Origin of the sequence: Brevibacterium iodinum ATCC 49514 (genome assembly GCF_900169265.1) — a bacterium.
Lineage (GTDB): Bacteria > Actinomycetota > Actinomycetes > Actinomycetales > Brevibacteriaceae > Brevibacterium > Brevibacterium iodinum.
The window spans coordinates 1-22,982 of record NZ_FXYX01000017.1 but is presented as its reverse complement, the minus strand read 5'-3'; the positions used below and the strand labels follow the sequence as shown (position 1 = coordinate 22,982).

The 22,982-nt window shown below is 63.9% G+C and carries 24 protein-coding genes, 2 tRNA genes, 1 other RNA gene and 2 pseudogenes; 13 read left to right on the top strand and 16 right to left on the bottom strand.

Going from position 1 to position 22,982, the window contains the following annotated elements:
* Window positions 1-20 precede the first annotated feature (20 nt).
* The 5 genes from BI49514_RS11595 to aceE form a co-directional block, all read right to left on the bottom strand.
* Window positions 21-272 (bottom strand): acyl carrier protein, encoded by a 252-nt coding sequence (locus BI49514_RS11595; protein WP_025776743.1) that lies wholly within the window; start codon window positions 270-272, stop codon window positions 21-23.
* Window positions 273-391: 119 nt separating this feature from the next.
* Complete coding sequence (locus tag BI49514_RS11590) at window positions 392-1,393, bottom strand: beta-ketoacyl-ACP synthase III (RefSeq protein WP_101546692.1); 1,002 nt, start codon at window positions 1,391-1,393, stop codon at window positions 392-394.
* A gap of 17 nt (window positions 1,394-1,410) precedes the next feature.
* A complete protein-coding gene (locus BI49514_RS11585; RefSeq protein WP_101546691.1) occupies window positions 1,411-2,316 on the bottom strand; it encodes an ACP S-malonyltransferase in 906 nt (301 codons plus the stop codon).
* A 34-nt stretch (window positions 2,317-2,350) separates the two neighbouring features.
* Window positions 2,351-3,571, bottom strand: coding sequence for a PucR family transcriptional regulator (locus BI49514_RS11580; protein ID WP_101546690.1), 1,221 nt, complete (start codon window positions 3,569-3,571; stop codon window positions 2,351-2,353).
* A 126-nt stretch (window positions 3,572-3,697) separates the two neighbouring features.
* Window positions 3,698-6,460, bottom strand: coding sequence for a pyruvate dehydrogenase (acetyl-transferring), homodimeric type (gene aceE / locus BI49514_RS11575; RefSeq protein ID WP_101546689.1), 2,763 nt, complete (start codon window positions 6,458-6,460; stop codon window positions 3,698-3,700).
* A 293-nt stretch (window positions 6,461-6,753) separates the two neighbouring features.
* On the opposite strand from aceE, the gene BI49514_RS11570 reads away from it, so the two are divergent.
* The 3 genes from BI49514_RS11570 (at window position 6,754) to BI49514_RS11560 (ending at window position 8,130) form a co-directional block, all read left to right on the top strand.
* Window positions 6,754-7,197, top strand: a complete 444-nt coding sequence (locus BI49514_RS11570; RefSeq protein ID WP_101546688.1) for a DUF3052 domain-containing protein — start codon at window positions 6,754-6,756, stop codon at window positions 7,195-7,197.
* Window positions 7,194-7,661, top strand: a complete 468-nt coding sequence (locus BI49514_RS11565; protein ID WP_101546687.1) for a redoxin domain-containing protein — start codon at window positions 7,194-7,196, stop codon at window positions 7,659-7,661. Before BI49514_RS11570 ends, BI49514_RS11565 begins: the two co-directional genes overlap by 4 nt.
* 64 nt (window positions 7,662-7,725) lie before the next feature.
* Window positions 7,726-8,130 carry an HIT family protein gene (locus BI49514_RS11560; RefSeq protein WP_101546686.1) on the top strand — a complete coding sequence of 135 codons (405 nt, stop codon included), beginning with the start codon at window positions 7,726-7,728 and terminating at the stop codon, window positions 8,128-8,130.
* A gap of 95 nt (window positions 8,131-8,225) precedes the next feature.
* Here the strand turns inward: BI49514_RS11560 and BI49514_RS11555 are convergent, their stop codons facing one another.
* The 3 genes from BI49514_RS11555 to BI49514_RS11550 form a co-directional block, all read right to left on the bottom strand.
* The gene (locus BI49514_RS11555) at window positions 8,226-8,576 is read right to left on the bottom strand and encodes a TipAS antibiotic-recognition domain-containing protein (protein WP_420808573.1); all 351 of its coding nucleotides are present in this window, start codon (window positions 8,574-8,576) and stop codon (window positions 8,226-8,228) included.
* Window positions 8,485-8,688 (bottom strand): MerR family transcriptional regulator, encoded by a 204-nt coding sequence (locus tag BI49514_RS17300; RefSeq protein ID WP_420808559.1) that lies wholly within the window; start codon window positions 8,686-8,688, stop codon window positions 8,485-8,487. Before BI49514_RS17300 ends, BI49514_RS11555 begins: the two co-directional genes overlap by 92 nt.
* A 71-nt stretch (window positions 8,689-8,759) precedes the next feature.
* Complete coding sequence (locus BI49514_RS11550) at window positions 8,760-9,941, bottom strand: trans-sulfuration enzyme family protein (RefSeq protein ID WP_101546685.1); 1,182 nt, start codon at window positions 9,939-9,941, stop codon at window positions 8,760-8,762.
* Window positions 9,942-10,050: 109 nt separating this feature from the next.
* Here BI49514_RS11550 and BI49514_RS11545 point away from each other — a divergent pair, with 109 nt between their 5' ends.
* Together BI49514_RS11545 and BI49514_RS11540 are read left to right on the top strand one after the other, a co-directional pair.
* The gene (locus BI49514_RS11545; protein WP_101546684.1) at window positions 10,051-10,527 is read left to right on the top strand and encodes an Lrp/AsnC family transcriptional regulator; all 477 of its coding nucleotides are present in this window, start codon (window positions 10,051-10,053) and stop codon (window positions 10,525-10,527) included.
* 74 nt (window positions 10,528-10,601) lie between these two features.
* Window positions 10,602-10,973, top strand: coding sequence for a DUF1801 domain-containing protein (locus BI49514_RS11540; RefSeq protein ID WP_338063775.1), 372 nt, complete (start codon window positions 10,602-10,604; stop codon window positions 10,971-10,973).
* 28 nt (window positions 10,974-11,001) lie between these two features.
* Here BI49514_RS11540 and BI49514_RS11535 read toward each other — a convergent pair whose 3' ends face one another.
* A complete protein-coding gene (locus BI49514_RS11535) occupies window positions 11,002-11,592 on the bottom strand; it encodes a DUF2249 domain-containing protein (protein ID WP_244195095.1) in 591 nt (196 codons plus the stop codon).
* Window positions 11,593-11,714: 122 nt separating this feature from the next.
* Between BI49514_RS11535 and BI49514_RS11530 the strand changes: the two genes are divergently transcribed.
* On the top strand, window positions 11,715-12,062 hold the full coding sequence (locus tag BI49514_RS11530) for a cupin domain-containing protein (protein WP_101546681.1): 348 nt from the start codon (window positions 11,715-11,717) through the stop codon (window positions 12,060-12,062).
* A 134-nt stretch (window positions 12,063-12,196) separates the two neighbouring features.
* Here the strand turns inward: BI49514_RS11530 and BI49514_RS11525 are convergent.
* Window positions 12,197-12,270, bottom strand: a tRNA-Val gene (locus BI49514_RS11525).
* Between the two features lie 94 nt (window positions 12,271-12,364).
* Window positions 12,365-12,862 carry a TetR family transcriptional regulator gene (locus BI49514_RS11520; protein WP_101546680.1) on the bottom strand — a complete coding sequence of 166 codons (498 nt, stop codon included), beginning with the start codon at window positions 12,860-12,862 and terminating at the stop codon, window positions 12,365-12,367.
* A gap of 82 nt (window positions 12,863-12,944) precedes the next feature.
* Here BI49514_RS11520 and BI49514_RS11515 point away from each other — a divergent pair.
* Window positions 12,945-13,021: transfer RNA gene (locus BI49514_RS11515), tRNA-Pro, on the top strand.
* A gap of 310 nt (window positions 13,022-13,331) precedes the next feature.
* On the opposite strand, the gene BI49514_RS11510 is transcribed toward BI49514_RS11515, so the two are convergent.
* Window positions 13,332-14,798 (bottom strand): uracil-xanthine permease family protein, encoded by a 1,467-nt coding sequence (locus tag BI49514_RS11510; protein WP_244195096.1) that lies wholly within the window; start codon window positions 14,796-14,798, stop codon window positions 13,332-13,334.
* Window positions 14,799-15,159: 361 nt separating this feature from the next.
* Between BI49514_RS11510 and BI49514_RS16700 the strand changes: the two are divergent.
* Window positions 15,160-15,306, top strand: a pseudogene (locus BI49514_RS16700) (biotin synthase BioB); the annotation flags it as partial.
* Window positions 15,300-15,575, top strand: a pseudogene (locus BI49514_RS11500) (biotin synthase BioB); the annotation flags it as partial. The pseudogenes BI49514_RS16700 and BI49514_RS11500, both read left to right, overlap by 7 nt.
* A gap of 14 nt (window positions 15,576-15,589) precedes the next feature.
* Here BI49514_RS11500 and BI49514_RS11495 read toward each other — a convergent pair.
* Window positions 15,590-17,131, bottom strand: a complete 1,542-nt coding sequence (locus tag BI49514_RS11495) for a fatty acyl-CoA synthetase (protein WP_101546678.1) — start codon at window positions 17,129-17,131, stop codon at window positions 15,590-15,592.
* Window positions 17,132-17,249: 118 nt separating this feature from the next.
* Here BI49514_RS11495 and BI49514_RS11490 point away from each other — a divergent pair, with 118 nt between their 5' ends.
* A complete protein-coding gene (locus tag BI49514_RS11490) occupies window positions 17,250-18,104 on the top strand; it encodes a Nif3-like dinuclear metal center hexameric protein (RefSeq protein ID WP_101546677.1) in 855 nt (284 codons plus the stop codon).
* A 14-nt stretch (window positions 18,105-18,118) separates the two neighbouring features.
* The gene (locus BI49514_RS11485; RefSeq protein WP_101546676.1) at window positions 18,119-18,847 is read left to right on the top strand and encodes a zinc ribbon domain-containing protein; all 729 of its coding nucleotides are present in this window, start codon (window positions 18,119-18,121) and stop codon (window positions 18,845-18,847) included.
* Window positions 18,848-18,904: 57 nt separating this feature from the next.
* On the opposite strand, the gene BI49514_RS11480 is transcribed toward BI49514_RS11485, so the two are convergent.
* Entirely contained in the window at window positions 18,905-19,681 is a 777-nt protein-coding gene (locus tag BI49514_RS11480) for a YaaA family protein (protein ID WP_101546745.1), read from the bottom strand.
* A 141-nt stretch (window positions 19,682-19,822) separates the two neighbouring features.
* On the opposite strand from BI49514_RS11480, the gene rnpB reads away from it, so the two are divergent.
* Window positions 19,823-20,190, top strand: an RNA gene (gene rnpB, locus BI49514_RS11475) — RNase P RNA component class A.
* 28 nt (window positions 20,191-20,218) lie between these two features.
* Here rnpB and ppgK read toward each other — a convergent pair.
* Window positions 20,219-21,052, bottom strand: coding sequence for a polyphosphate--glucose phosphotransferase (gene ppgK / locus BI49514_RS11470; protein ID WP_101546675.1), 834 nt, complete (start codon window positions 21,050-21,052; stop codon window positions 20,219-20,221).
* 1 nt (window position 21,053) lies between these two features.
* Window positions 21,054-21,962, bottom strand: a complete 909-nt coding sequence (gene map, locus BI49514_RS11465) for a type I methionyl aminopeptidase (RefSeq protein WP_101546674.1) — start codon at window positions 21,960-21,962, stop codon at window positions 21,054-21,056.
* Between the two features lie 125 nt (window positions 21,963-22,087).
* On the opposite strand from map, the gene BI49514_RS11460 reads away from it, so the two are divergent.
* Window positions 22,088-22,828: a FadR/GntR family transcriptional regulator gene (locus tag BI49514_RS11460; protein ID WP_101546673.1), complete on the top strand. Its 741-nt coding sequence runs from the start codon at window positions 22,088-22,090 to the stop codon at window positions 22,826-22,828.
* Window positions 22,829-22,982 lie beyond the last annotated feature (154 nt).

Below are 22,982 nucleotides of genomic sequence, written 5' to 3'. Positions count from 1 at the left end.
CCGTGTTCGGCTGCTGTGTGTCAGGCTTCCTGAGCTTTGTTGATGTAGTCGACAGCGTCCTGAACGGTGACGAGGTCCTTGACGTCGTCATCGGGGATCTTCACGCCGAACTTCTTCTCAGCGTTGACGACGATGGTCATCATCGAGATGGAGTCGATGTCGAGGTCATCGGTGAACGACTTGTCGGCTTCGACTGCTTCGACAGCCAGGCCGGTCTCTTCGTTGACGATCTCTGCCAGCCCAGCGAGGACTTCAGCTTCGGTGAATGCCATTTCTTTCCTACTTTCTGATTTCGGTCGAGGGTCTTTCGACCGTTTGAGGAACTTTTCGACGAGTGTCCCGCCGAATATCTTAGGACATTCACGGAGAGTTTTCCGTGAATGGGTGTGTCTCAGGGCAGGCGCACGACCTGAGCACCGTAGACGAGGCCCGCACCGAAGCCCATCTGCAGGGCGAGACCGCCGCTGAGTTCGGGCTGTTCGCGCAGGAGCCGTTCGGTGGCCAGTGGGATCGACGCCGCCGAGGTGTTCCCGTTGTCGGCGATGTCACGTGCGATGACAACGGACTCGGGGAGCTTCAGCTGCTTGGCGAGTTCGTCGATGATGCGCATGTTCGCCTGGTGCGGGATGAATGCAGCGAGATCCTCGGCCTCGATGCCGGAAGCAGCGAGAGCCTCTTTAGCCACCTCGGCGCCGTCCCACACGGCCCAGCGGAAGACGGTGGGTCCGTCCTGACGCAGGGTCGGGAACGGCAGGTCGCGGTCATCGCGGATGTCGTAGAGCGAATCGGTCATCCGGATGGTCGACCAGTTCTCGCCCTTCGAACCCCACACGGTCTTCGAGATGCCCGGCTCATCGGCCGAGGTCACCACCACTGCGCCGGCGCCGTCACCGAGGATGAACGAGATCGAACGGTCCTCGGGATCGATGACCTCGGAGAGCTTCTCGGCACCGATGACCAGCACGTTGTCCATGGTTCCGGCCCGCACCAGGGCATCGGCCTGCGAGATGCCGTAGCAGTACCCGGCGCAGGCGGCGCTGATGTCCCATGCCGGGATCGGGCCGGTGCCCAGTCGAGCGGTGAGAGCCGTCGCCGCAGACGGAGTGAAGTACTCGAAGGTGACGGTGGAGATGATGATTCCGCCGATGTCCTCAGGCTTCAGGCCGGACGAGGCGATGGCCTCCAGCGCGGCTTCCTCGCACATGTCGAGCACGCCGACGTCCTTGCTGGCCCGACGCCGTGTGATGATTCCCGTGCGCTGCCGGATCCACTCGTCCGAGGAGTTGATCGGACCGGCGATATCGTCATTGGTGACGAGGTTCTCAGCTCGGTAGGCGCCGATCCCGGCGATGCGGGAGAAAGTGCCGAGTTCGGCTGTTTTGAGTGTAGGCATTGGTCTTCCTTCGATTCTCAGGCGTGGGCTGCCGCGAACTCACGCGCGCCGTCGAGGTCGGCGGCTGACTTGATGGCGAATGTCTCCACGCCCTTCATGGCACGTCGAGCGATCCCGGCGAGTGTGCCGCCGGGGACGAGTTCGATCATTCCGGTGACGCCGGAGCTCAGCAGGGTCTCCTGGCACAGATCCCACCGGACCGGGTTCGTGACCTGTTTGACCAGGCGGTCGACGTATTCACGGCCGTCTGACACTGCGCTTCCATCGGAATTGCTGAGGATGGAGACGGCGGGATCTGAGGCCTCCATCGCCGAGGCGGCGGCGGAGAGATCAGCCGTGGCCGCAGCCATGAACTCGGTGTGGAAGGCACCGGCCACAGCCAGCGGAATGACCCGAGCCCGCTCCGGCGGGTTCTTTGCCAGGGTCTCGAGCGCCTCGAGTGAGCCGGCTGCCACGGTCTGGCCTCCGCCGTTGACATTGGCGGGGCTGGCCCCGGCGGCCTCGATGGCGGCGAAAACATCCTCGGACTGGCCGCCGACCACGGCGGACATGCCGGTCGGAGTGGCGGCGGCAGCGGCGGCCATTCCATCGGCACGGACCTTGACGAAGGCCATGGCGTCACCCGGAGTGAAGATGCCTGCGATCTGTGCGGCTGCGATCTCTCCCACGGAGTGGCCGGCGACCACGGCAGGGCTGACGCCGAGCTCTGCGGCGCAGGCGATGGCGGAGGCGACGAGCAGAGGCTGTGCCACTGCGGTGTCCTTGATCGTCTCGTCATCGGATTCGGTTCCGTGCAGACGCAGATCGATTCCCGAGGCGGTCGAGAGTTCGTCGATCTGTGCCGAGAAGGTGTCGAGTTCGAGGAACGAACTCAGGAAACCGGTCTTCTGGGCTCCCTGGCCCGGACAGGTGATTGCAAGCACTCAGTTCTCTTTTCGTTGGGTTCCGTTGATCAATCTAATGGACACTGGACCGATCTCGTTGAGATTTGTCGCTGTTCGACAATACGCCGTCCTCGGACAGTCGCCCATACACCAAGGCGATGTGGATGACGAAGGCATCGCGTGAGGTTGTCGGGTCGAGTCCGATGGCATCGGCGATCTTCCGCAGTCGGTAGCGCACAGTATTCGGGTGCACGGACAGCGCCTTGGCCGTGGCTTCGAGGGAGGACCCGAATTCGACATAGGCACTCACGGTCTTCAGCAGCTGGCCCGTTCCCGAGGTCAGCGGTTCGTAAAAGCGCTCGATGAGTTCGGTCAAGGCGCTCCGGTCGCCAGACAGGGCCCGTTCGGGCAGCAGGTCATCGGCCTTGACCGGGCGGGGGGAGTCCGGACGGGCGGTCGCGGCCTTGAGTGCCCGGATCGCTGCCTTCGCCGAGGTGGCCGCTTCGGCAAGTCCCGGCACTGCCGGTCCGACGATGACCTCGGAGGGCCCGAAGCAGTCCGAGAGGTCCTCGACGGCATCGTCGAGTTCCGTTACCCCGCCGAGGACGATGAACAGTCGGTTGTCGTGGATTCCGACGAGCGCATCATCGGCCCACCGGCCGGCCTTGCGGCGGATGCCGTCCAATCCCTTCTTCGCCGAGCGCTGCGGGGCGCGGCCGACGATGACGCACACGGGGCCCTCTGACTGCCAGCCGAAAGCAGCGGTCCTGCTGGCGAGTTCGTCGACGGAATCTCCGCGGACGAGAGCGTCGACGACCATCGCCTCGAGGCGCGCGTCCCAGTTGCCTCTGGCCTCTGCTGCCCGGGCGTAGACATCGGCCGCGGCGAACGCGATCTCCCGTGAGTAGATGAGCACGGCCTCGCGGAGCGCCGGCTGCTCGACAGGACGAGCGATGTCCGGAACGCGTTCCTCGACGACCTCGACGACGATCTTGAGCAGCTGCAGGGTCTGCTGCAGGCTGATGGCGCGGATGAGGTCGCGGGGCGCGGTTTTGAAGATGTCGGCGACCACACGCAGATTCGTATCGGGCTTGCGGTACCAATCGACGAACGAGGAGATGCCCGATTGGGCGAGCAGCCCCACCCAGGAGCGATCGGACGACGACATCGAGCGGTACCAGGGCAGCTGAGCCTCCAGCCGCTGCAGAGTCACCGATGACAGGACACCGACTCCGGCGCGCAGTCTGCGGGCGGTTTCGGCACGGCGGCGGAGGGCCTCGGCATCAGACGTCATGAGCACGAGTTTAGACGAAACCGAACAAGTCGGTTGTCAGCGACATACAAACAGATCGAGAAGATGACAAATATGGCCGGAGTCTTGGTGACTCCGGCCATATCAGTGCTCAGCGAGCAGGCGAGATCAGGCGCCCGCTCCTTCGGTCGAACCCGAGTTGCCGGCGCGGACATCGTTGAGCTGGTACCTCTCAGCCGCCTCGGCGGCTTTGTCGATCGAGATCTTACCGGTGTCGGCAAGCGAGATGAGTGCCTGCGTGACCACGGACGGACCGTCGACGAGGTAGTACCGACGTGCGGCAGGTCGGGTGTCCGAGATGCCGTAGCCGTCGGTGCCCAGCGAGGTGAAGTGGCTGGGCACGTACTGCCGGATCTGGTCGGGAACCGCGCGCATATAGTCTGAGGTCGCGATGACAGGGCCTTCGGTCTCGGCCATCTTCTCGGTCACGTACGGCACACGCGGTTCGGCGTTCGGGTTCTTCAGACGCTCGTTCTCAGCGTCGAGGCCGTCCCGGCGCAGCTCGGTCCAGGAGGTCACAGACCACACATCGGCCGAGACGCCCCAGTCCTGATCGAGCAGCTCCTGTGCTTCGAGCACCCACGGCACACCGACGCCGGAGGCCATGAGCTGAACCTTCGGTCCACCGTTGTCCGGGCCCTTCTTCAGCAGGTAGAGACCCTTGAGCACTCCTTCGACGTCGAGGCCCTCCGGCTCGGCCGGCTGGACCATCGGCTCGTTGTACATCGTGATGTAGTAGAGCACATCGGGGTCGCGCTCATCGGCCGGGTCGTACATCCGGTGGATGCCGTCCTTGACGATATGGGCGATCTCGTAGCTGTAGGCCGGGTCGTAGGAGACCACGGACGGATAGGTCGAGGCCAGCACGTGGGAGTGGCCGTCACCGTGCTGCAGACCTTCGGCCACGAGTGTGGTGCGTCCTGCCGTGGCGCCGAGGACGAATCCGCGGGCCATCTGGTCACCGGCGGCCCAGAAGAAGTCACCGGTGCGCTGGAAGCCGAACATCGAGTAGAAGATGTAGAACGGGATCATCGGCTCACCGTGCGTGGCATACGAGGTGCCGGCCGCGGTCAGCGCCGCGGTCGCTCCAGCCTCGTTGATGCCGACGTGGAGCAGCTGACCGTCCGTAGCCTCCTTGTAGGCCAGGAACAGGTCACGGTCGACGGAGATGTAGTTCTGCCCGTGGGGATTGTAGATCTTCGCCGTCGGGAAGAACGAGTCCATGCCGAAGGTGCGAGCCTCATCGGGGATGATCGGCACGATCCGGTGACCGAACTCCTTCTCCCGCATGAGGTCCTTGAGCACGCGCACGAAGCCCATCGTGGTGGCGATCTCCTGTTTGCCTGATCCACGACGACCGGCCTGGTAGGCCTTGTCCGAGGGCATCTTGAGATCGATATGGGTAGATCGACGCTCGGGGGAGTAGCCGCCGAGCTCCGCGCGGCGCTCCTGCATGTACTTGATCTCGGGTGCGTCGACGCCCGGGTGGTAGTACGGAGGCAGCTTCGGGTTGTCTTCGAGTTCCTTGTCCGAGATCGGGATCTGGAAGTGGTCGCGGGCGAGCTTGAGATCGTCGACCGTGAGCTTCTTCATCTGGTGCGTGGCGTTGCGGGCCTCGAAGTGCGGTCCGAGGGAGTAGCCCTTGACCGTCTTGACGAGGATGACGGTGGGCTGTCCGGTGTGCTCCATCGCGGCCTTGTAGGCGGCGAAGACCTTTCGGTAGTCGTGGCCGCCGCGCTTGAGGTTCCAGATCTGCTCGTCGCTGTAGTCCTCGACCATCGCTTTCGTCCGCGGGTCGCGGCCGAAGAAGTTGTCGCGCACGAAGCCGCCGGACTCACCCTTGTAGGTCTGGTAGTCGCCGTCGGGGGTGGTGTTCATGAGGTTGACGAGTGCGCCGTCGCGGTCCTTGGCCAGCAGCGCGTCCCATTCGCGTCCCCAGACGACCTTGATGACGTTCCAGCCGGCACCGCGGAAGTAGGACTCGAGCTCCTGCATGATCTTGCCGTTGCCGCGGACGGGTCCGTCGAGGCGCTGCAGGTTGCAGTTGATGACGAAGTTGAGGTTGTCGAGCTCTTCGAAGGCCGCGACGTGGAGCATGCCGCGGCTCTCCGGCTCGTCGAGCTCACCGTCGCCGAGGAAAGCCCAGGTCTGCTGCTGCGAGGTGTCCTTGATCCCACGATTGTGCAGGTACTTGTCGAACTGTGCCTGCGCGATCGCGTTCATCGGGCCCAGACCCATGGACACCGTCGGGTGCTCCCAGAAGTCGGGCAGCTGGTGGGGGTGCGGGTAAGAGGGCAGTCCCTGCGGCTTGCCGTCGATGAAGTGCGACTGCTGCTGACGGAAGCCGTCGAGCTGATTGGCGCTCATCCGGCCCTCGAGGTAGGCGCGGGCGTACATGCCGGGGGAGGCGTGGCCCTGATAGAAGATGTGGTCGCCGCCGCCTGGATGGTCCTTGCCGCGGAAGAAGTGGTTGAGACCGACCTCGTAGAGGGTCGCCGAGGAGGCGTAGGTGGAGATGTGCCCGCCGACCTCGACGCCGGGACGCTGGGCCCGGTGGACGAGCATGGCGGCATTCCAGCGGTTCCAGCGACGGTAGCGGCGTTCGACCTCTTCATCTCCGGGGAACCAGGGTTCGTTCTCCGGACCGATGGTGTTGACATAGTCGGTGGCAGTGAGGCTGGGCACGCCGATCTGCTTCTGGCGAGAGCGCTCGAGCATGCGCAGCATGACATAGCGTGCTCGAGTCCGACCGCCCTCGTCGATGAGGCCATCGAGGGAGGCCAGCCATTCAGCGGTCTCCTCCGGGTCGATGTCGGGCACCTGGCTGGGCAGCCCGTTGAGGATGGGCCCGCTCTGATTCCGATTGTCCACGATGTGGTCCTCTCTTCAGCTCCACGATCTTCTTTGGTGTAGAGATCATGACCATCGGATGGTGTGTGCTCCGCAGGTTGTCTGAGCCCAGAGGCCACCCGATCTACTTGTCAGCCTAGTACTCCCAGTCGAACTTCGCGCTCCCGCGAAGTTGTGATCTCTCTGACGCATCTGCGCACTGTGCTGACAGGCTCACAGTCCGGTGTGCTGATTGAGTGCCGTTTGAGTGCGCTTGCGGCGCGCGGGCGCGCCGATATTTGCACCTTGACCACTGTTGGCGGAAGAATACAGGCATGAGCAACTCCGCTTCTGAAAGGACATCCTCCATTTCGACCCTCGCAACCGAGCTGGGACACAACCTCGGCTTGAAAAAGGGCGACTATGTGCAAGAGGTCGGCTATGACGACGACGTCGATCAGGCACTCTGCGAGGCGATCGAGAACATCATCGGAGACAAGATCGCCGATGGCGAAGAGGATGACGTCTACGACGTGATCCTCATGTGGTGGCGGTCGGACGACGATGACCTCGTCGACGGTCTCGTCGACGCCCAGACCACACTGAGGGAGGGCGGAGTCGTGTGGCTGCTCAGCCCGAAGGCGAACCGTCCGGGACACATCAGCCCCGCAGACATCTCCGAGGCGGCTCCCACCGCCGGAATGCACGTGACCTCCACGGTCAGCGCCGCCGACGATTGGGCCGGATTCCGGCTCGTGGGCAAGAAGAACTATTCATGATCCTGCGGCCCGGTGATCGGGCCCCGGATCTCACCCTTCCGGATCACCTCGGATCGGTCATCACCCTCATCGAGGCGGCCCCACTTACCGCTCGTGTGCTCGCATTCGTTCCGTTCGCCTTCTCTCCGATCTGCGGAGACGAACTCGCCGCTCTCGAACAGTGGCAGGAACAGATGCGAAAGGGCTCCCATGCCGTCGACGTCGTGGTCGTCTCAACCGACTCCAAGTACACCTTGGCAGCGTGGGCCCGGCAGACGAGGGTCGACGTCACTCTCGCATCGGACTTCTGGCCCCACGGTGAAGCGGCTCGCGCGTTCGGCGTCTTCGACGAGATCCACGGTGTCGCCGAACGAGGAGTCTTCGTCATCTCACCTGGGGGTACGATCGTGAGTGGCAGGCATGTCGCACGCACCGAGACTCGGGACTTCTCCGAGGATTTCGCCGCGGCGCTTTCCAGCCTCTGAGAATCGAGCCCCCGCCGAAGAACCGATTGAAGCCACCTTCGGCGCCTGTTGAGGAGGACACCTTATGGCCACGCTGTTCACGAAGATCATCAACGGAGAGATCCCCGGCACCTTCGTCCATCAGGATGACAAGTGCGTCGCACTCCTCGATGTCGCTCCGATGACCGAGGGCCATGTGATGGTCGTCCCGCGCGACGAGATCTCCCACTGGATCGACGCCGACGCAGAGCTTCTCGCCCACCTCACCGCAGTGGCGAAGAGGATCGGAGAAGCCCAGAAAGCGGCCTTCGACTGCGAGCGTATCGGCCTCCTCATAGTCGGCTACGAAGTGCCCCACATGCACATCCATGTCCTGCCGACGAACTCCATGGAAGACTTCGACATCTCCGACCGTGCTCCGATGCAGACACCGGAGCAGCTGGAGGCGCCCGCCGAGAAGATTCGGCAGGCGCTCTCCGAACTGTCCTGATCCGGTGCTGCCCGGCTCAGATCGACTCAGAGGCCTTTGGCCTCGAGGTAGTGGTCGAGTGAGTCTCTGACGAGCTCGGCTCCCGCGGTTCCGCCTTAGTTCGCGCAGAACCGCGGGTCGTCGACATACATCTGCCCGAGACCGCGAACGTATCCTCCGAGGTCTCCGTCGGGATTATCTGCGGGCGTGCCCGGAACTGCTCGCAGCCATTCGATATGGCGTCGGGCGAGGTCCTGGCAGCGGTCCGATTCGGGACGCGCCCCCGCCTCGGCGGCGGCGATCCAGTCCTCGGAGAGGGTGGAAACGAGGGCTTTCCACTCCTTCTTCCCCTCAGGCGATCGGCTGGACCACCATTCATCTCCTCGTCGGTAGGCGTCGGCTCCCCAGCTCCTTGAGCAGCAGGATGCGCTGGAGGCGCACCAGGGCTGCTTCGTCGTAGCAGCGATAGCCGTTGGCGGCGATGGAGGTCGGAGGCAGCAGACCGATGGCGTCATAATGACGCAGGGTTCGGCTCGTCGTTCCCGTCAGCCGTGCGACTTCCTGAATGGACCAGTCCATGCCTGACAGCTTAGAAGTTGACGCTGCGTCAAGGTCAAGAGTCGGTTGAGACGTTCGACGTGTGAGCGGTGTCAGGCCGCGTCGCGGATAGCGTCCAGCGCTGTGAACAGGTCGCGGGCGAGGTCGTCGACATGTTCGAGCCCGACCGACAGGCGGACGAGGCCGTCTCCGGGCTTCGCCGTCGCGGTTACGGGCCGGTGTGTGAGCGAGGCCGGATGCTGGACGAGGGTATCGGCGCCGCCGAGCGAGACCGCGTGCACGATGAGGTCGCAGTGTTCGACGAAGGTGCGTGCCGCTTCGAATCCACCGGCAAGTTCGATGGCGATCATCGCCCCTCCGCCGCGCATCTGCGAACCGACCAAGCCTCGCGGATCGGACCCGGCGAGACCTGGGTAGTGGACCTGGCCGACCTCGGGGCGCGTCTGAAGACGACGAGCGAGCTCACCTGCGGTGGCCTGAGCTGCGCGCATCCGCACGGCCAGCGTCCGCAGCCCGCGATGGAGGAGATAGGCGCCCATCGGGTGCAGGAGGGCCCCTGTGATGGCGCGGACCCGGCGCAGACACATGGTCCATTCGGTGTTCGTCGCGATGATTCCGCCCATGGCGTCGCCGTGACCACCGAGGTATTTCGTGGCGCTGTGGAGAACGAGCGCGGCCCCGTGGTCGATCGGCCGTTGGAGCACCGGGGTGCAGAAGGTGTTGTCGACCAGCACCGGCACATCTCCCGCTGCGGTGACGACCGAGCCGATGTCGACGAGGTCGAGGCTGGGGTTCGCCGGTGTCTCGACGATGACGAGCCCGGTGTCGTCACGAATCGCCTCGGCGATCTGGTCCTCCTCCGCCCAGGTCACCGACGTGCCGAGAAGGCCTGACTCGAGCAGGTGGTCACTGCCGCCGTAGAGGGGGCGGACGGCGACGATATGGGGAGTTCCGGCTTCGACTGCAGCGAGTAGTGCGGCGGTCATGGCGGCCATTCCCGTGGAGAAGGCGACAGCAGATTCGGCGTTCTCCAATTCGGCGAGCGCGGATTCGAACCGCGCCACACCAGGTTGCCACAGACGTTGGTAGACGGGGGAGTCCCCTTCTTTCAGAGGATGTCCGCCGGCGAGGCTCTCATAGGAATCTCCTCCCGTGCGGACGTCGTTGACCGGGTTGGTGGTGGAGAGGTCGATGGCGGGGACGTGGACGCCTGCGGCCGCGAGACCGGCCATTCCGCCGTGAACCATACGGGTCTCAGGGTGCATAGAAGTCATAAGCGCATTCAATACACTTCTCCCGGTCTGTGCAATGAACGCGCAATATCCTCCAAGTATTCGGCCGTTTCGGCAATAGTCTGCGAACAGATATGGGAGACTGTGACTCATGTCGCAGAACGTCTCACTCGATGACACCGATCTTCGCCTTCTGCAGGAGCTCAACGCTGATGCGCGGGCCTCAGGTGCGGTCTTGGCTGCAGCCGTCGGGATCTCCGAATCGACGGTCTCCCTGCGTCTCAAGAGACTGAAGTCGCTCGGCGTCATCCGCGGCTTCCATATCGACGTCGATCCGACTGCGCTCGGGGTCGGACTGCAGGCGCTCGTGTCGATCCGGCTGGCCAAACACGATCGGGCCGAAATCGACGCATTCACGGCGGCTGCGCCGAAGTTCCCGGGGGTGGTGCGGATGTACCACATGGCCGGAGCCGATGACTACCTGCTGCATATCGTCGCCACTGACACCGCTGCGGTGCAGTCCTTCGTCCTCGACTACCTCACCCGATACCCCGCTGTCGCACATACGCGCACGAACCTCATCTATCGGGTCGAAGACGGTTCTGCCTGGATTCCTTCGGAGGCCTGAATTGCCATACTGGCTTCATTGCAGAGAACAAGACCCAGCCGACCGATGCCGATGTCACCGCATACCTCGATTCGGTGACTCCAGAGAAGCGTCGCGAGGACGGGATCGCTCTCGATGCGATCTTCCGAGACGTCACCGGTGAGGATCCTGTGATGTGGGGACCCTCGATCGTCGGCTACGGTCGGTACCACTATCGGTCGCCCGTGAACCCGCGCAACCACGGTGAGTGGCCGGCCACGGGATTCTCCCCGCGCAAGAGCCAACTCTCGCTGTACGGACTCAAGGACCTTCCCGAAGGAGCAAAGCTGCTCCCGCAGCTCGGAAAATACACCGAGGGGGCCGGTTGCGTCTACGTGCGTCGTCTGGAGCACATCGACGAGGCGGTGCTGCGCAGGCTCATCGCGATCGCCGCTGCCCGTCCGGATGATCCGGAGCCGGGAAGCTGATCACCGATCCGGGTGTCCAGCCCATTCATCAGCTGCGAGCCGTGATACTCAGCCCCTGTTTGCGCTGATGGACCGAGAAGTACTGCAGTCCCGCCTCGGCGTCGGCCAGGAAGCGACGGCGGGAGCGACGGGGCAGCCACACGATCTGGCCGGGGGACAGGTCGATCGTCCCGGTTTCAGTCTCAAGGGTGCCCCCTCCGGCGAGGACGTGGATGAGGACGTCGAGAGACGGGCCGGTGTGTTCGCGGATCTCGCCACCCGGAGCGAGCGCGATGACATTCGCATCGAGGTCACGGTGCTGCGTCGGCAGCTGCCAGACGGACCCGGAATCCTCGACAGTCTCGCTGAGTTCGGCGACGTTGAGGACGACGCGAGGCGCAGGGGTGGACGCACGGCGGACGATGCGCACCCGGACCTCATCCTCGGTGCCCTCCAGCGGCTCCCATCCGACCGACTCGGCGAACTCGCGTGCCAACTCCGCACGCAGACCCTCGGGCGGGTGGTCATTGATGAGGATCAGGCCTGTGCCGACTTCGAGATCTTCATAAGCTTTGATGATGAGGGGATGTCTCTCCGGCTTCGGTATGGTCCGGACGTCGATGACGGGTTCGTCTGCCACAGCATGTCCTCTCACTTGCTTCTCTGATTCCTCTTCGAAGCTATCACCACAGATCGAAAACTAGGCTACCCTGAGGCGAGGAGCAAGCATCAGGACTGCAGGCAACTCAGGAGGAGCTTACGATGACCAATCAGGTATCCGCACAGAACCTGGAGACCCTCAGCGCAGAGCTGTTGGAGAAGGCGCGAGGGGCACGCGGCGGAAGGGCCGCCAAGGGTGTTTTCGCCGGAACCTATCTCCGGCAGGCCCTGCTGACTATGCGAGCGGGTGCAGAACTCGCAGAACATGATGCTCCACCGGAAGCGACGTTGCACATCGTCACGGGCCAGTTGCGGATGGTGACTGCCGACGAATCGTGGGAACTGGGTGCGGGAGAACTCATCGCTATTCCCCCGCAGAAGCACTCGGTGGAGGCGTTGACCGATGCGGCGTTCCTGCTCACGATCCGCACAGAGATCGACAGGGGGTGATCGACCCCGTGGCCGCCTCGGCGAGTTTCGGGGCGGCGGGCTCGGACCTGCGTGGATCGGACCTGCCGATCTGGGCTGGTGAGTTGGGTCGGAACACGGAAAAGGCACCCCGTGAACATGGGATGCCTTGACGGTGGGCCCAGAGGGACTCGAACCCCCGACCCTCTCGGTGTAAACGAGATGCTCTAGCCAACTGAGCTATAGGCCCCACCTGCGTCGTCGACCACTGCGACAGCGCTTGATCAGTATGCCACATCCCGAGGTGAGCGGCGAAACGGGATCGACGGCGATGAGTGTGCCGGTCAAGGCAGTCTCCGGGAAGATCGCAGCAGGAGCGAGGCATTGGCAGCGAAATTCTCTGCCGCATCGGCGGGATCGATCGCGAAGAGTCTGCGGTTCTGTTCGACGGCCACGGCACCGAGTGTGAGCGTGAGGATTCCGTGAGAGAGTTCGGCACCCAGGCGATCGGCTCCCAGAGCCTGAGGGGCAACGTCTGGAGGAGTGATCGAATACCCCAGCAGCACGATCTCTGCTCCATCACGGTATTTGAGCAGCACCTCGCGCAGAGACATGGCCGCAGCGAGCGGGTCGGCAGTGGCGGGGCACAGGGCGTCGACTTCGGCTTTGAGCGAACGTGAAATGAGGATGAGCAGTGACTGCTTGTCCTTGACGTGCCAGTACAGTGCAGAGGGCTGAACGTCGAGTTCACGGGCGAGCCGGCGCATGGACAGATCGCCCAGTCCGTACTGCGAAAGGATGCTCAGCGCAGTGCTGGTGATGCTTTCGGCTGTCAGTGCCAATGAGACATACCTTTCATTCTCGAGCAGAGGTCCTTTCCGATTTTTCAGATCGCGTTCCCATCGCTATAGTAGTTCCTGGTCACGGGATATAGCGCAGCTTGGTAGCGCGCCTCGTTCGGGACGAGGAGGTCGTGGGTTCGAATCCCGCTATCCCGACCAGGGGAGAGTGCCGCAGCATCGCTCAGGCGAGGCTGCGGCACTTCTGCATTCCCGGACCGTTGCACGCCGGCCGGAGACCACTCTGCGTCCAAACCATCAAGACGCGAGCAGACGCCTAGGACGAGAAGCAGCGCACGGCAGCACCGAAAGTGGTGCGGTGCGTTCTCGCCGTGGTGCAGGACCAATCGAGTTCTGACCAGATGATCGAGTTTGAACCCGATGACTGGTCCAAAACTCGATGCTGAAATGCACAAAGGCGATGGGGCGCACTGCTCGAAACGGCAGCACGCCCCATCGCCTCAACTGGTGCTCAGGCGGGTGAGCCCGGCTCTTGGGAGGAGCCATCCGTCACGTCGGAAGTGAACGGGTGGGTCGCCCGGCCCCGTCGAGGAGCCTGCGGCGCATCGGTTCGGTCGGCCGCCTCGGCGAAGTTCTCTGTCACGTTGTCAGGGTCTGTGCCCCGCCATCGGGCGATCGCCTTCATCACCTGATAGATGATGATCGCCGAGGCGGTTCCCAGGGCGATGCCTTCGAACTGCAGTCCGCCCGGGGTCCATGTGAAGTTCGCGATGGCGACGATGAGTGAGACCGCGGCAGTGTTGAGATTGATCGGATTGGAGAAGTCGACCTTGTTCTCCACCCAGATGCGCACACCGAGCATGCCGATCATTCCATAGAGCACGGTCGCCGCTCCGCCGAGGACTCCGGGAGGGATCGTCGCAATGATCTCGCCGAACTTCGGCAGCATGCTGAGGATGAGGGCGATGACCGCCGCGCACAGGTAGGCGGCAGTGGAGAAGATGCGCGTGGCTGCCATGACGCCGATGTTCTCGGCATAGGTCGTCGTTCCCGAACCGCCGCCGGATCCGGCGAGGATGGTGGAGAACCCGTCGGCGAAGAGCGTCCGGCCCGTCAAATGATCGAGGTCGCGGCCGGTCATTGCGGCGACCGATTTCACATGGCCGATGTTCTCGGCGATGAGGACGAGGACGACGGGCAGGAACAGCCCGAGGTGGCCGAGATCGAACGCCGGTGCGTGGAACGCGGGCAGCCCCACCCAGTCGGCTTTCGCGACAGTGGAGAAGTCGAGCTCACCCTGCAGCCATGCCGCACCATAGCCGACCAGGACGCCGATGAGGATCGAGAGTCGGCCGAGCATCCCGCGGAAGAGCACCGTGGTCAGCAGGATCGCGACGATCGTGATCACGGCGGTCAGGGGAGCGGCCTTGACCCAATCCCAGGCGGCCGGGGCCAGATTGAGGCCGATGAGGGCCACGATGGCCCCGGTCACCACCGGTGGCATTGTCACTTCGATCCATCGGACGCCGACGAAATGAACAACGAGCCCGACGAGCGCCAAGGTGACTCCCACCGAAACGATTCCGCCCTGGGCCAAAGCCATGGCATGAGGCTCGAGAGCCTCCCCCGACGTCGCCGAGAACCCCGTGACCGCCCCGATCGGAGCGAGCAGCCCGAACGATGAACCGAGATACGAGGGCATCATGCCCTTCGTGATGAGCAGGAACAGCAGCGTGCCGATGGCGGTGAAGAACAGCGTCGTCGACGGCGGGAACCCGGTGAGAAGGGGTACGAGGAACGTTGCGCCGAACATCGCCACGACGTGCTGTGCGCCGATGCTGATGGTCCGCGGCCAGCTCAGACGCTCCTCCGGCAGAACCCTCTCGCCGGGAGCGATCGTCCGCCCGTCTCCGTGCAGACGCCAGCCGCGGCGATTGCCTGTTCGTTTGTGGGTGTCCGTGGGTGCCGACTCCGCCATTGTGTTCCTCGTTCCGTTCTTCCCTGTACTGGGTCGTTTGCCGGCGGTCGGGCAGCGTTCCGGGCCAGCGAAAGAATTCTATGCTCCAGCTCGTCCGCACGCCGACTCGACGACTGACGAACTGGTTTCGACTGCATGGGATCCGAGCCTGCCCCAACGACTCGGGGCAGTGTTCTGATAGCGCACTGAGCAGTGTTCAGGAGATCTGACCGGGACCGACTCTGACCATGTCCAATCGCACGGAAACGAAGGACCAATCGGTGACGACTGTGAACCTTGACCAGCACGTGAACCCAGACCGACTCGCGGAGTCCCTCTGAATGGCCCCGGGGAATACGGCCACTGAAACCAACGCCCCGCGCTCCTGGCTACGACGGACGAGGAGCTGTTCGGTCTCGTCCATGCAGGGTCGCGACTCCGCCGAGAGCACTTCGGCATGACGATCAAGTTGAACTATCTCGTCAACCTCAAATCGGGAATGTGCCCGGAAAGCTGCACCTGCTGCAGCTGGCCAACTCGATCTTCCTCGGCGACTACCTCACCGCCGAGGGCCAAGCCGCCGCCGACGACCTCGCCATGATCCGCGACAACGGATTCACTATCCTCGGCCAGGAGACCGGGGAGGGAGGGGAGGCCCGAACCGACGGATCCGCTGAAAGACGCGGCCGGGAAGCCGGCTGCTGTTCCGATTCGCAGACCAACGCCGAGGCGGCCACCCAAACCGATCCCGTCATCCGCAGGCGCGGTGCAGGCACCACTGAAGTCGCCAACGCTTGAGCGGCCGCATGCCCTCAGGCTTGGCGCAGGCTCCGCTTAAGGATCTTCCCGGCCGAGTTCTTCGGCAGTTCGGCAACGAACTCCACCCGCTTGGGCACCTTGAATCCGGCCAAACGGGACTTGACGTGACCGATGACCTCTTCGGCCGACAACGGCGGCTGGCCGTCCTTGAGGACGACGTAGGCGGAGACCGCCTCGATCCACTTATCATCGGCAATCCCGACCACTGCCACCTCGGCGACCTGGGGCAGTTCGAAGACGGCGTCCTCGACTTGGCGGCTGGCGACCAGCACGCCACCCGTGTTGATCACGTCCTTGACCCGGTCGACGACCTCGACGAAACCGTCCTCGTCGACCTTGACGAGGTCCCCGGAATGGAACCAGCCATTATCGAACGCCTCGGCGGTGGCCTCCGGCCGGTTCCAATAGCCTTCGCACAGCTGCGGCGACCGGTAGAGGATCTCGCCCTCCTCGCCTGGGCCGACGTCGTCACCGTCGGCGTCGACGACGCGGGTCTCGACAAACATGACCGGGCGACCGGCCGAACCCGGATGATCGTCATGCTCTTCGGGACGCAGCACAGTGCACAACGGGCCGAGCTCCGACTGGCCGAAGCAGTTGTAGAAGCCCAGTTGCGGAAGCCGCTGGCGCAGGCGCTCGAGGATCGGTCCGGGCATGATCGAAGCACCGTAGTAGGCCTTGTGGAGGCTGTCGAGGTTGCGGGTTTCGAGGTCGGGGCTGTTCGCCAGCGCCACCCAGACGGTGGGGGCGGCGAAGAACGAATTGATCTCCCGTTCCTCGAAGATGGCGAGCAGCTGCTCGGGCACGGGAGCGGGGACGATGATGTTGTGCGCGCCGATCGACAGAAGCGGCAGCAGGAAGACGTGCATCTGCGCTGAGTGATAGAGCGGCAGGGCGTGGACGGTGCGATCTGTCGCAGCGAAGTCGAGGGACATGAGGGACGACAGGTACTCGTGCAGAAGGGCGCGATGGGTCATCACCGCACCTTTCGGCGCCGAGGTGGTGCCGGAGGTGTAGAGCAGCTGAGCCACGTCCGTGTCGTCCACGGAGAATTCTGCGCTGCCTGCAGGGGCGATCTCCTCTGCGGTGGCGACCGGAACGAGATCGGCGAAGTCGATCACCTGCGCCTCGGCTCCGGTCGGGGTTGAGGTGACGGCGGACATGAGGTCGGAATCGGAGAAGACGATCTCGGCACCGGAGTTGCTGAGGGTGTAGTCGAGTTCGTCGTTCTTCAGCTGATAGTTGACCGGCACGTGGATGAATCCGGCGCGTGCGCAGCCGAGATAGAGGAGGACGAAGAGGTCGGAGTTCTTTCCATAGGCGGCGACACGGTCGCCCTTCGTCACACCGAGACGGACGAGTTCGCGGGCCACCGCGGTCACGGCAGAGTCAAGTTCTGCATAGGTCCAGGTTCGGTCCCCGAATTCGAGGGCTGTGTCGGTGGGGAAACGGCCGGCGCTGCGGCGGATGAGATCCGAGACCGTGGACGAGCTTCTGATGACGGGTGATTCGGAAGCGATGCGTGTAGATGTCATGATCCAAATATATGGGTCACATCACGTTCTCCGAAAATCGTCCGTCGATCTCTGGACAGGGTCCTCGGCCCCGCGGCGCTGGCGAAGTGCCCCGGTCCGGATGTAATAGTGTGGGGGCATGAGACATCCGAAGGTGAGTGACTGCGTAGAGGTGTTCGACTCACTGTGGCCACCGGCCTTGGCCGAGCCCTGGGATTCCGTGGGCCTGGCCGTCGGCGACCCCGACGCCGAGGTCCAGTCGATCCTCTTGGCTCTCGACCCGATGGACGCCGTGATCGCCGAGGCCGTCGTTCTCGGCGCAGACCTGGTGTTCAATCATCATCCGCTCATGCTCAAACCCGTGAAGTCGGTGAACGCCGCGACTTTGAAAGGTGGAGCCGTCCACACACTCATCAGCAACGATATTGCGCTGTTCAATGCGCATACGAACGCCGATTCGGCCCGCGGCGGAGTCTCCGATGTGTTCATCTCACTCCTGGGCATCGAGGGCGCGCAGCCACTGTCCCCACATGACGAGGCTGATGATTCGAGACGCGGCTCGCTGCCGACCGGAATCGGCCGCGTCGGCGACCTCGACCGGCCCACACCGGTCCGGGACCTTGCCAGGCGACTGGCTGCGCAGCTGCCGCGCACCACGACCGGTGTGCGCATCGCCGGCGACCCCGCTGCGACAGCGACCCGTGTCGCGGTCTGCGGCGGCGCCGGCGACTCGCTGTTCGACGAGGTCCGGGCCAGCGGCGCCGACGTCTACGTGACCGCCGACCTCCGCCATCACCCGGCTACCGAGGCGCTTGATGCGGCGAATCGTCGAGAGAGCGGACTCTCGCTCATCGACGTCTCCCACTGGGGGTCTGAGACAGTCTGGCTGAGTGCGGCAGCCGAGGCACTCGAGGCCGAATTCGCGCGGCGCGGGTTCACTGTCTCGCTGCAGCACTCGGCAGTCAACACCGACCCCTGGGTCGAACGGTACTGACAAGGAGACCGACGATGCTCATCACCGACAGCCAGAGAACTGCGCTGCAGACCCTCATCGAGCTCACCGCCCAAGGGCGCGCCCTCCAGTTCGAACATGACAACCCGAAGAGGACAGAGGAGCTGCAGGACCTCATCTCCCGCCACAAGGAGCTCGGAGAGAAGCGGACCGAGGCCGCCGCTGTCGTCGACGGCCATCAGGACGCCATCACCGAAGCCACCGGACTCATCGAAGCACAGCGATCGAAGATCGAGAAGAAGACCGCCGAGCTCAACGACGGAACCGGTCTGACCAGCAAAGATATGGTGAATCTGCAAGAGGAGATCGTCGGTCACGAAGCTCGGGTCGCCGAACTCGAAGAATCGCAGCTGGAGGAGATGGAGAAGCTCGAATCCGCTGAAGACGAACTCGCGGCAGTCGATGACCGAATCGCCGAAATCACGGCCTCCGGCAAAGAGGTGCAGACCGCGGTGAAGGACAGGAAGACCGAACTGCGGGAACTCATCACCGAGAACGAGGCCGCGGCGTCGGGTGCGAGGAGCGAGCTGCCGCAGCAGCTGCTCACGACATTCGACGCCAATGTCCGGCAGGGCGGTCCCGGTGCCGCCCTGCTCAACGGCCCGAACTGTCAAGCGTGCGGACAGGAGATCGGCGGAGCAGTCTGGCACGGAATGCTCGGCGCCGATGTCAACGAAACCTATGAATGCGAAGAATGCGAGGCGGTGCTGCTGCGTCGCAGCTGATCCTGTCTCGACTGATCTCGTCAAGCTTGGAGGACAGGGTCGTTGTTGACGCGCATCTCAGTCGCGGAGGACGATCATGAGGTTCGCCGGCTTCGAGCTCCTAGAGGCTGTGAATTCAACCTCATAGAATTCCTCGGCCCGGGACACAAGGTCTTCCGCGGTCTCCGGCAGGGCCCGATCATCGGAGAGCAGCCGACCGGCGAACTCGCCTCGGTAGAATTTCGCCCAGTGGGAGACGACGCGACGTTTCCCGCCGCTGACGGACACGGCACCCATGGTGACGACCTGATCGGTGGGACCCGGCCACACGGACCGGTAATCGCTCGAGCGGCAGTCGAGGGCCACCTCGGCAGGGTCGAGAGAGCAGGACTTCGCCAGAACCGGCTTCCAATAGGAGGTCAGCTTTCCCAAGGTCCCCAGATCGGTCTTCATCGCCAGTCGGTAAGCGGGGATCTCATCGAGTCCGTGCACCCGGCCGAACAGGGCCGAGAATACGTGGACGTCGTGGAGGCGGTCCCGCAGCTGATCGTCATCGTTCGACTGCGCCACCAGCTCGCTGGCGCCCATCGCCTCATAGAGCACACCGGAATAGGTGAGCAGCGCGGGGGCACAGGGGATCTCCTCGAGGACGGTATTCCGTTCGACGTCAGCGGCGAGTGACGCGCCGACGCCGAGCTTCTCGAGGGCATCTCGGCGCTGAGAGACCTTCTTCAGGGCAGCGAGCACACGCTTGCGCTTCGTAGTGAGCTCCGGAGCCGAGAGACCGTCGAGATCGAGCGTGGGACCGGTCGGCGACGGAGTCTTGCCCTCGGAGGGCGGCAGCAGGATCTTCACCACCCCATCGTATGATCACGCAGTGACGCGGCTGGGACCGGGTGCGGATGAGGTTGATCACGTTCGGTCTCCGGCCGCCGCTGCGTGTGGGGGCTGTGTGCGTGGGGGAGTCGCTGAGCGACTACACTGGGATGCTTGAGGACAGGTCACCAGACGGTCGCGGCTCTCATCCGAGGGCTGAGGAACGTCCGGGCTCCACAGAGCAGGGATGGTGGGTAACACCCACCCGGGGCGACCCGCGGGCCAGTGCAACAGAAAGCAGACCGCCCAGTTCCGACTGGGTAAGGGTGAAACGGTGGTGTAAGAGACCACCAGGGCGGCAGGTGACTGTCGCCGCTGGGTAAACCCCATCCGGAGCAAGATCAGACAGACGACGTTCGAGGCTGCTCGCCGAGTCGTCGGGTGGATTGCTTGAGGCCGGTGGCAACATCGGTCCCAGATAGATGACCGTCAGGCGAGAAGGGCAACCGACTCGTCGACAGAACCCGGCTTATCGGTGGCCTGTCCTCACCTTCGTCCTCCGCCGCGATGCGTCTTTCAGGACGGACTGCGACGAACCTTCGCCTTACCGCCGTTGACCGCGATCATCGCAGCTCCCACGGTTCCGGCGTTGTTGTACAGCTTCGCCGGCTTGAGTTTCGCCCGCGTCTCGATGAGCGGCAGGAACTGGTCATGGGACTTCGAGACTCCGCCGCCGACGATGATGACGTCGGGTGCGACCAGCAGTTCGATCTGCGAATAGTACTGCTGCAGACGAGCCGCCCACTCCGGATAGGTCAACCCCAGCCGAGTCCTGACCGATTCCGCGGCCTGCGTCTCGGCATCGGCGCCGTTCATTTCGATATGGCCGAGTTCGGTGTAGGGAACCATCCGGCCCTGAGTGAACAGGGCGGTTCCGATTCCCGTGCCCAGCGTCGTCAGCAGCACCGTCTTCTTCCGGTGCTTGCGTCCGGCCCCGAAGGTCATCTCGGCCAGTCCGGCGGCATCGGCATCGTTGAGGAAATACACGGTGCGGCCCGTGCTCTCGCCGATGATGTCGGCGATGGGCGAACCGATCCAACTCTGGTCGAGGTTCGCCGTGTATTCGACGAGTCCTTTGCGGATGACACCGGGGAATCCGCAGCCGACTGGAAGAGAGTCGATAGCGGCACGGTCGGCGACGAGTTCGAGTTCGACGGCACGTTCGCTCAGCGCATCCAACAGCGTGGCGATCGTCGCAGCCACGGCATCCGGGGTGCTCGGCTTCGGGGTGAGCTCGCGCAGCCGCTTGAACGGCAACTTGCCCGTCACCGTATCGACAAGTGCCGCTTTGATCCCGGTGCCGCCGATGTCGATTCCGATGGCAAAGCGTGGTGAGGTCTCCGCGCTCATCTCAGCTCTCCTCATGTGCGGGTCCGGCGGCGATCGCGGTATCGGCATCGGGCAGAGTCAGGATATCGGCGCCGGACTCGGTCACCACCAGCGTGTGCTCGAACTGAGCGGAGCGCTTGCGATCCTTCGTCACCACGGTCCATGAATCATCCCAGACGTCCCAGTCGATCGTACCGAGGTTGAGCATCGGTTCGATCGTGAAGATCATTCCCGGTTCCATCGTCTCCGCGTGGGCGGGAGCCGCGTCATAGTGCGGGATGATGAGCCCGGAGTGGAATTCGCGTCCGACTCCGTGCCCGCTGTAGTCGCGCACGACTCCGTAGTCGAAGCGCTTCGCGTACTTCTCGATCACTCGTCCGATGACGTTGATCTGACGGCCCGGTTTGACCGCCTTGATTCCTCGCATCATCGATTCGTAGGTGCGCTCGATGAGGAGGCGGGACTCCTCATCGGCGTCACCGGCGGTGAATGTGTAGTTCGTGTCTCCGTGCATGCCCTGGTAGTAGGCGGTGATATCGACATTGATGATGTCGCCGTCTTCGATGACGGTTGAATCGGGGATGCCGTGGCAGATCACCTCGTTGACGGAGGTGCACACGGATTTCGGGAACCCGCGATAGCTCAGCGTCGACGGGTACGCTCCGTGATCGCACATGAACTCGTGCGCCACCCTGTCGATGTCATCGGTCGTGATGCCGGGGGCGATCATCTCGCCGACGGCGGCCAGGGCATTGGCTGCGATCCGACCGGCCGCCCGGACCACCTCGATTTCCTCGGGGCTGTAGAAATTGTTTCCCCGGCCTTCATCGGCGTCGGCGCGACCGACGTACTCCGGGCGGGGGATGTCCTTCGGCACACCGCGTTCGGGCGAAATGGTGCCGGGCGTGAGCAGGCGAGTGTGAACAGTCATGATGGTGTCGATCCTATGCTGGAAACGCGGCTTTGTCCCGTTGCCCGGTCGCCTGTCGATGCCGCTGTGCAGGACCTGTGGAGTCTAGAATCGGAAGCAGCCGTGCCAAGGAAGCGGGAGGCAGATTGAGCGACGACACGACATCGGCGGGCCACGAGTTCGCTGGACTGGGCGAAGTGGTGAGCCTGACGAGCGCACCGCAGCAGATCGCCGACCACATCCTCTCCGGAATCGCCGTCGGAGCGCTGCCGGAAGGCACCCTGTTGCCGGGCGAACGGACGTTGGCCGCAGATCTGCAGGTGTCCCGCTCGAGCGTGCGCGCAGCCCTGCTGCGGTTAGAGCGTCTCGGAGTCGTCGAGCGCCGCCGCGGCCGCGGGGGAGGGACGTTCGTCAAGACCGCCCGCCCCGAGGCGCTGGCTCCCATGGCCGGCAGAATCGACGAGTTCCATGCCGAGAGGCGGAACCTGCTTGACGCCCGCGCCGTCTTCCAGAATTCCCTGGCGGCGACCGCGGCCCTGCGACGCACCGAGGAGGAGCTGAGCGAGCTCCGGGAACTGGCCGAAGTCTATTCCCAACGCGCCGAGGCGGCTGCCGCGCGCACCGCGGACGCGCAGTTCCACTTCGCCATCGCCCGTGCCGGACACAACCCGGAACTCGTGCGCATGGCCATCGACCTCGATACGAAGATCAACGCCGGTTTCCGTCACGACCCGTTCTCTGCCGAGCTCTTCGATCACGCCGTGGACGACCACGCCGCGATCGTCGAGGCGATCGCGGCCGGAGACGAAGAAGCTGCGGGAAGACTCTGTGAGGAGCACTTCAGGTACACGACCATCGTCCCCGCCCCTAACCCAATTACTACCTGACGGCGGCCCAGCAACCTCGCGCTGGAGTGGTCCCCAAAAGTTGGACTGTGATCAACACAAGCCAACTTGAAGGGACCATTCCATGCGTAAGGACTGTCTGATCACAGACGAACAAGCCAAAGCCGCGATCGAACTCTTCGACCAAGGGCACGGC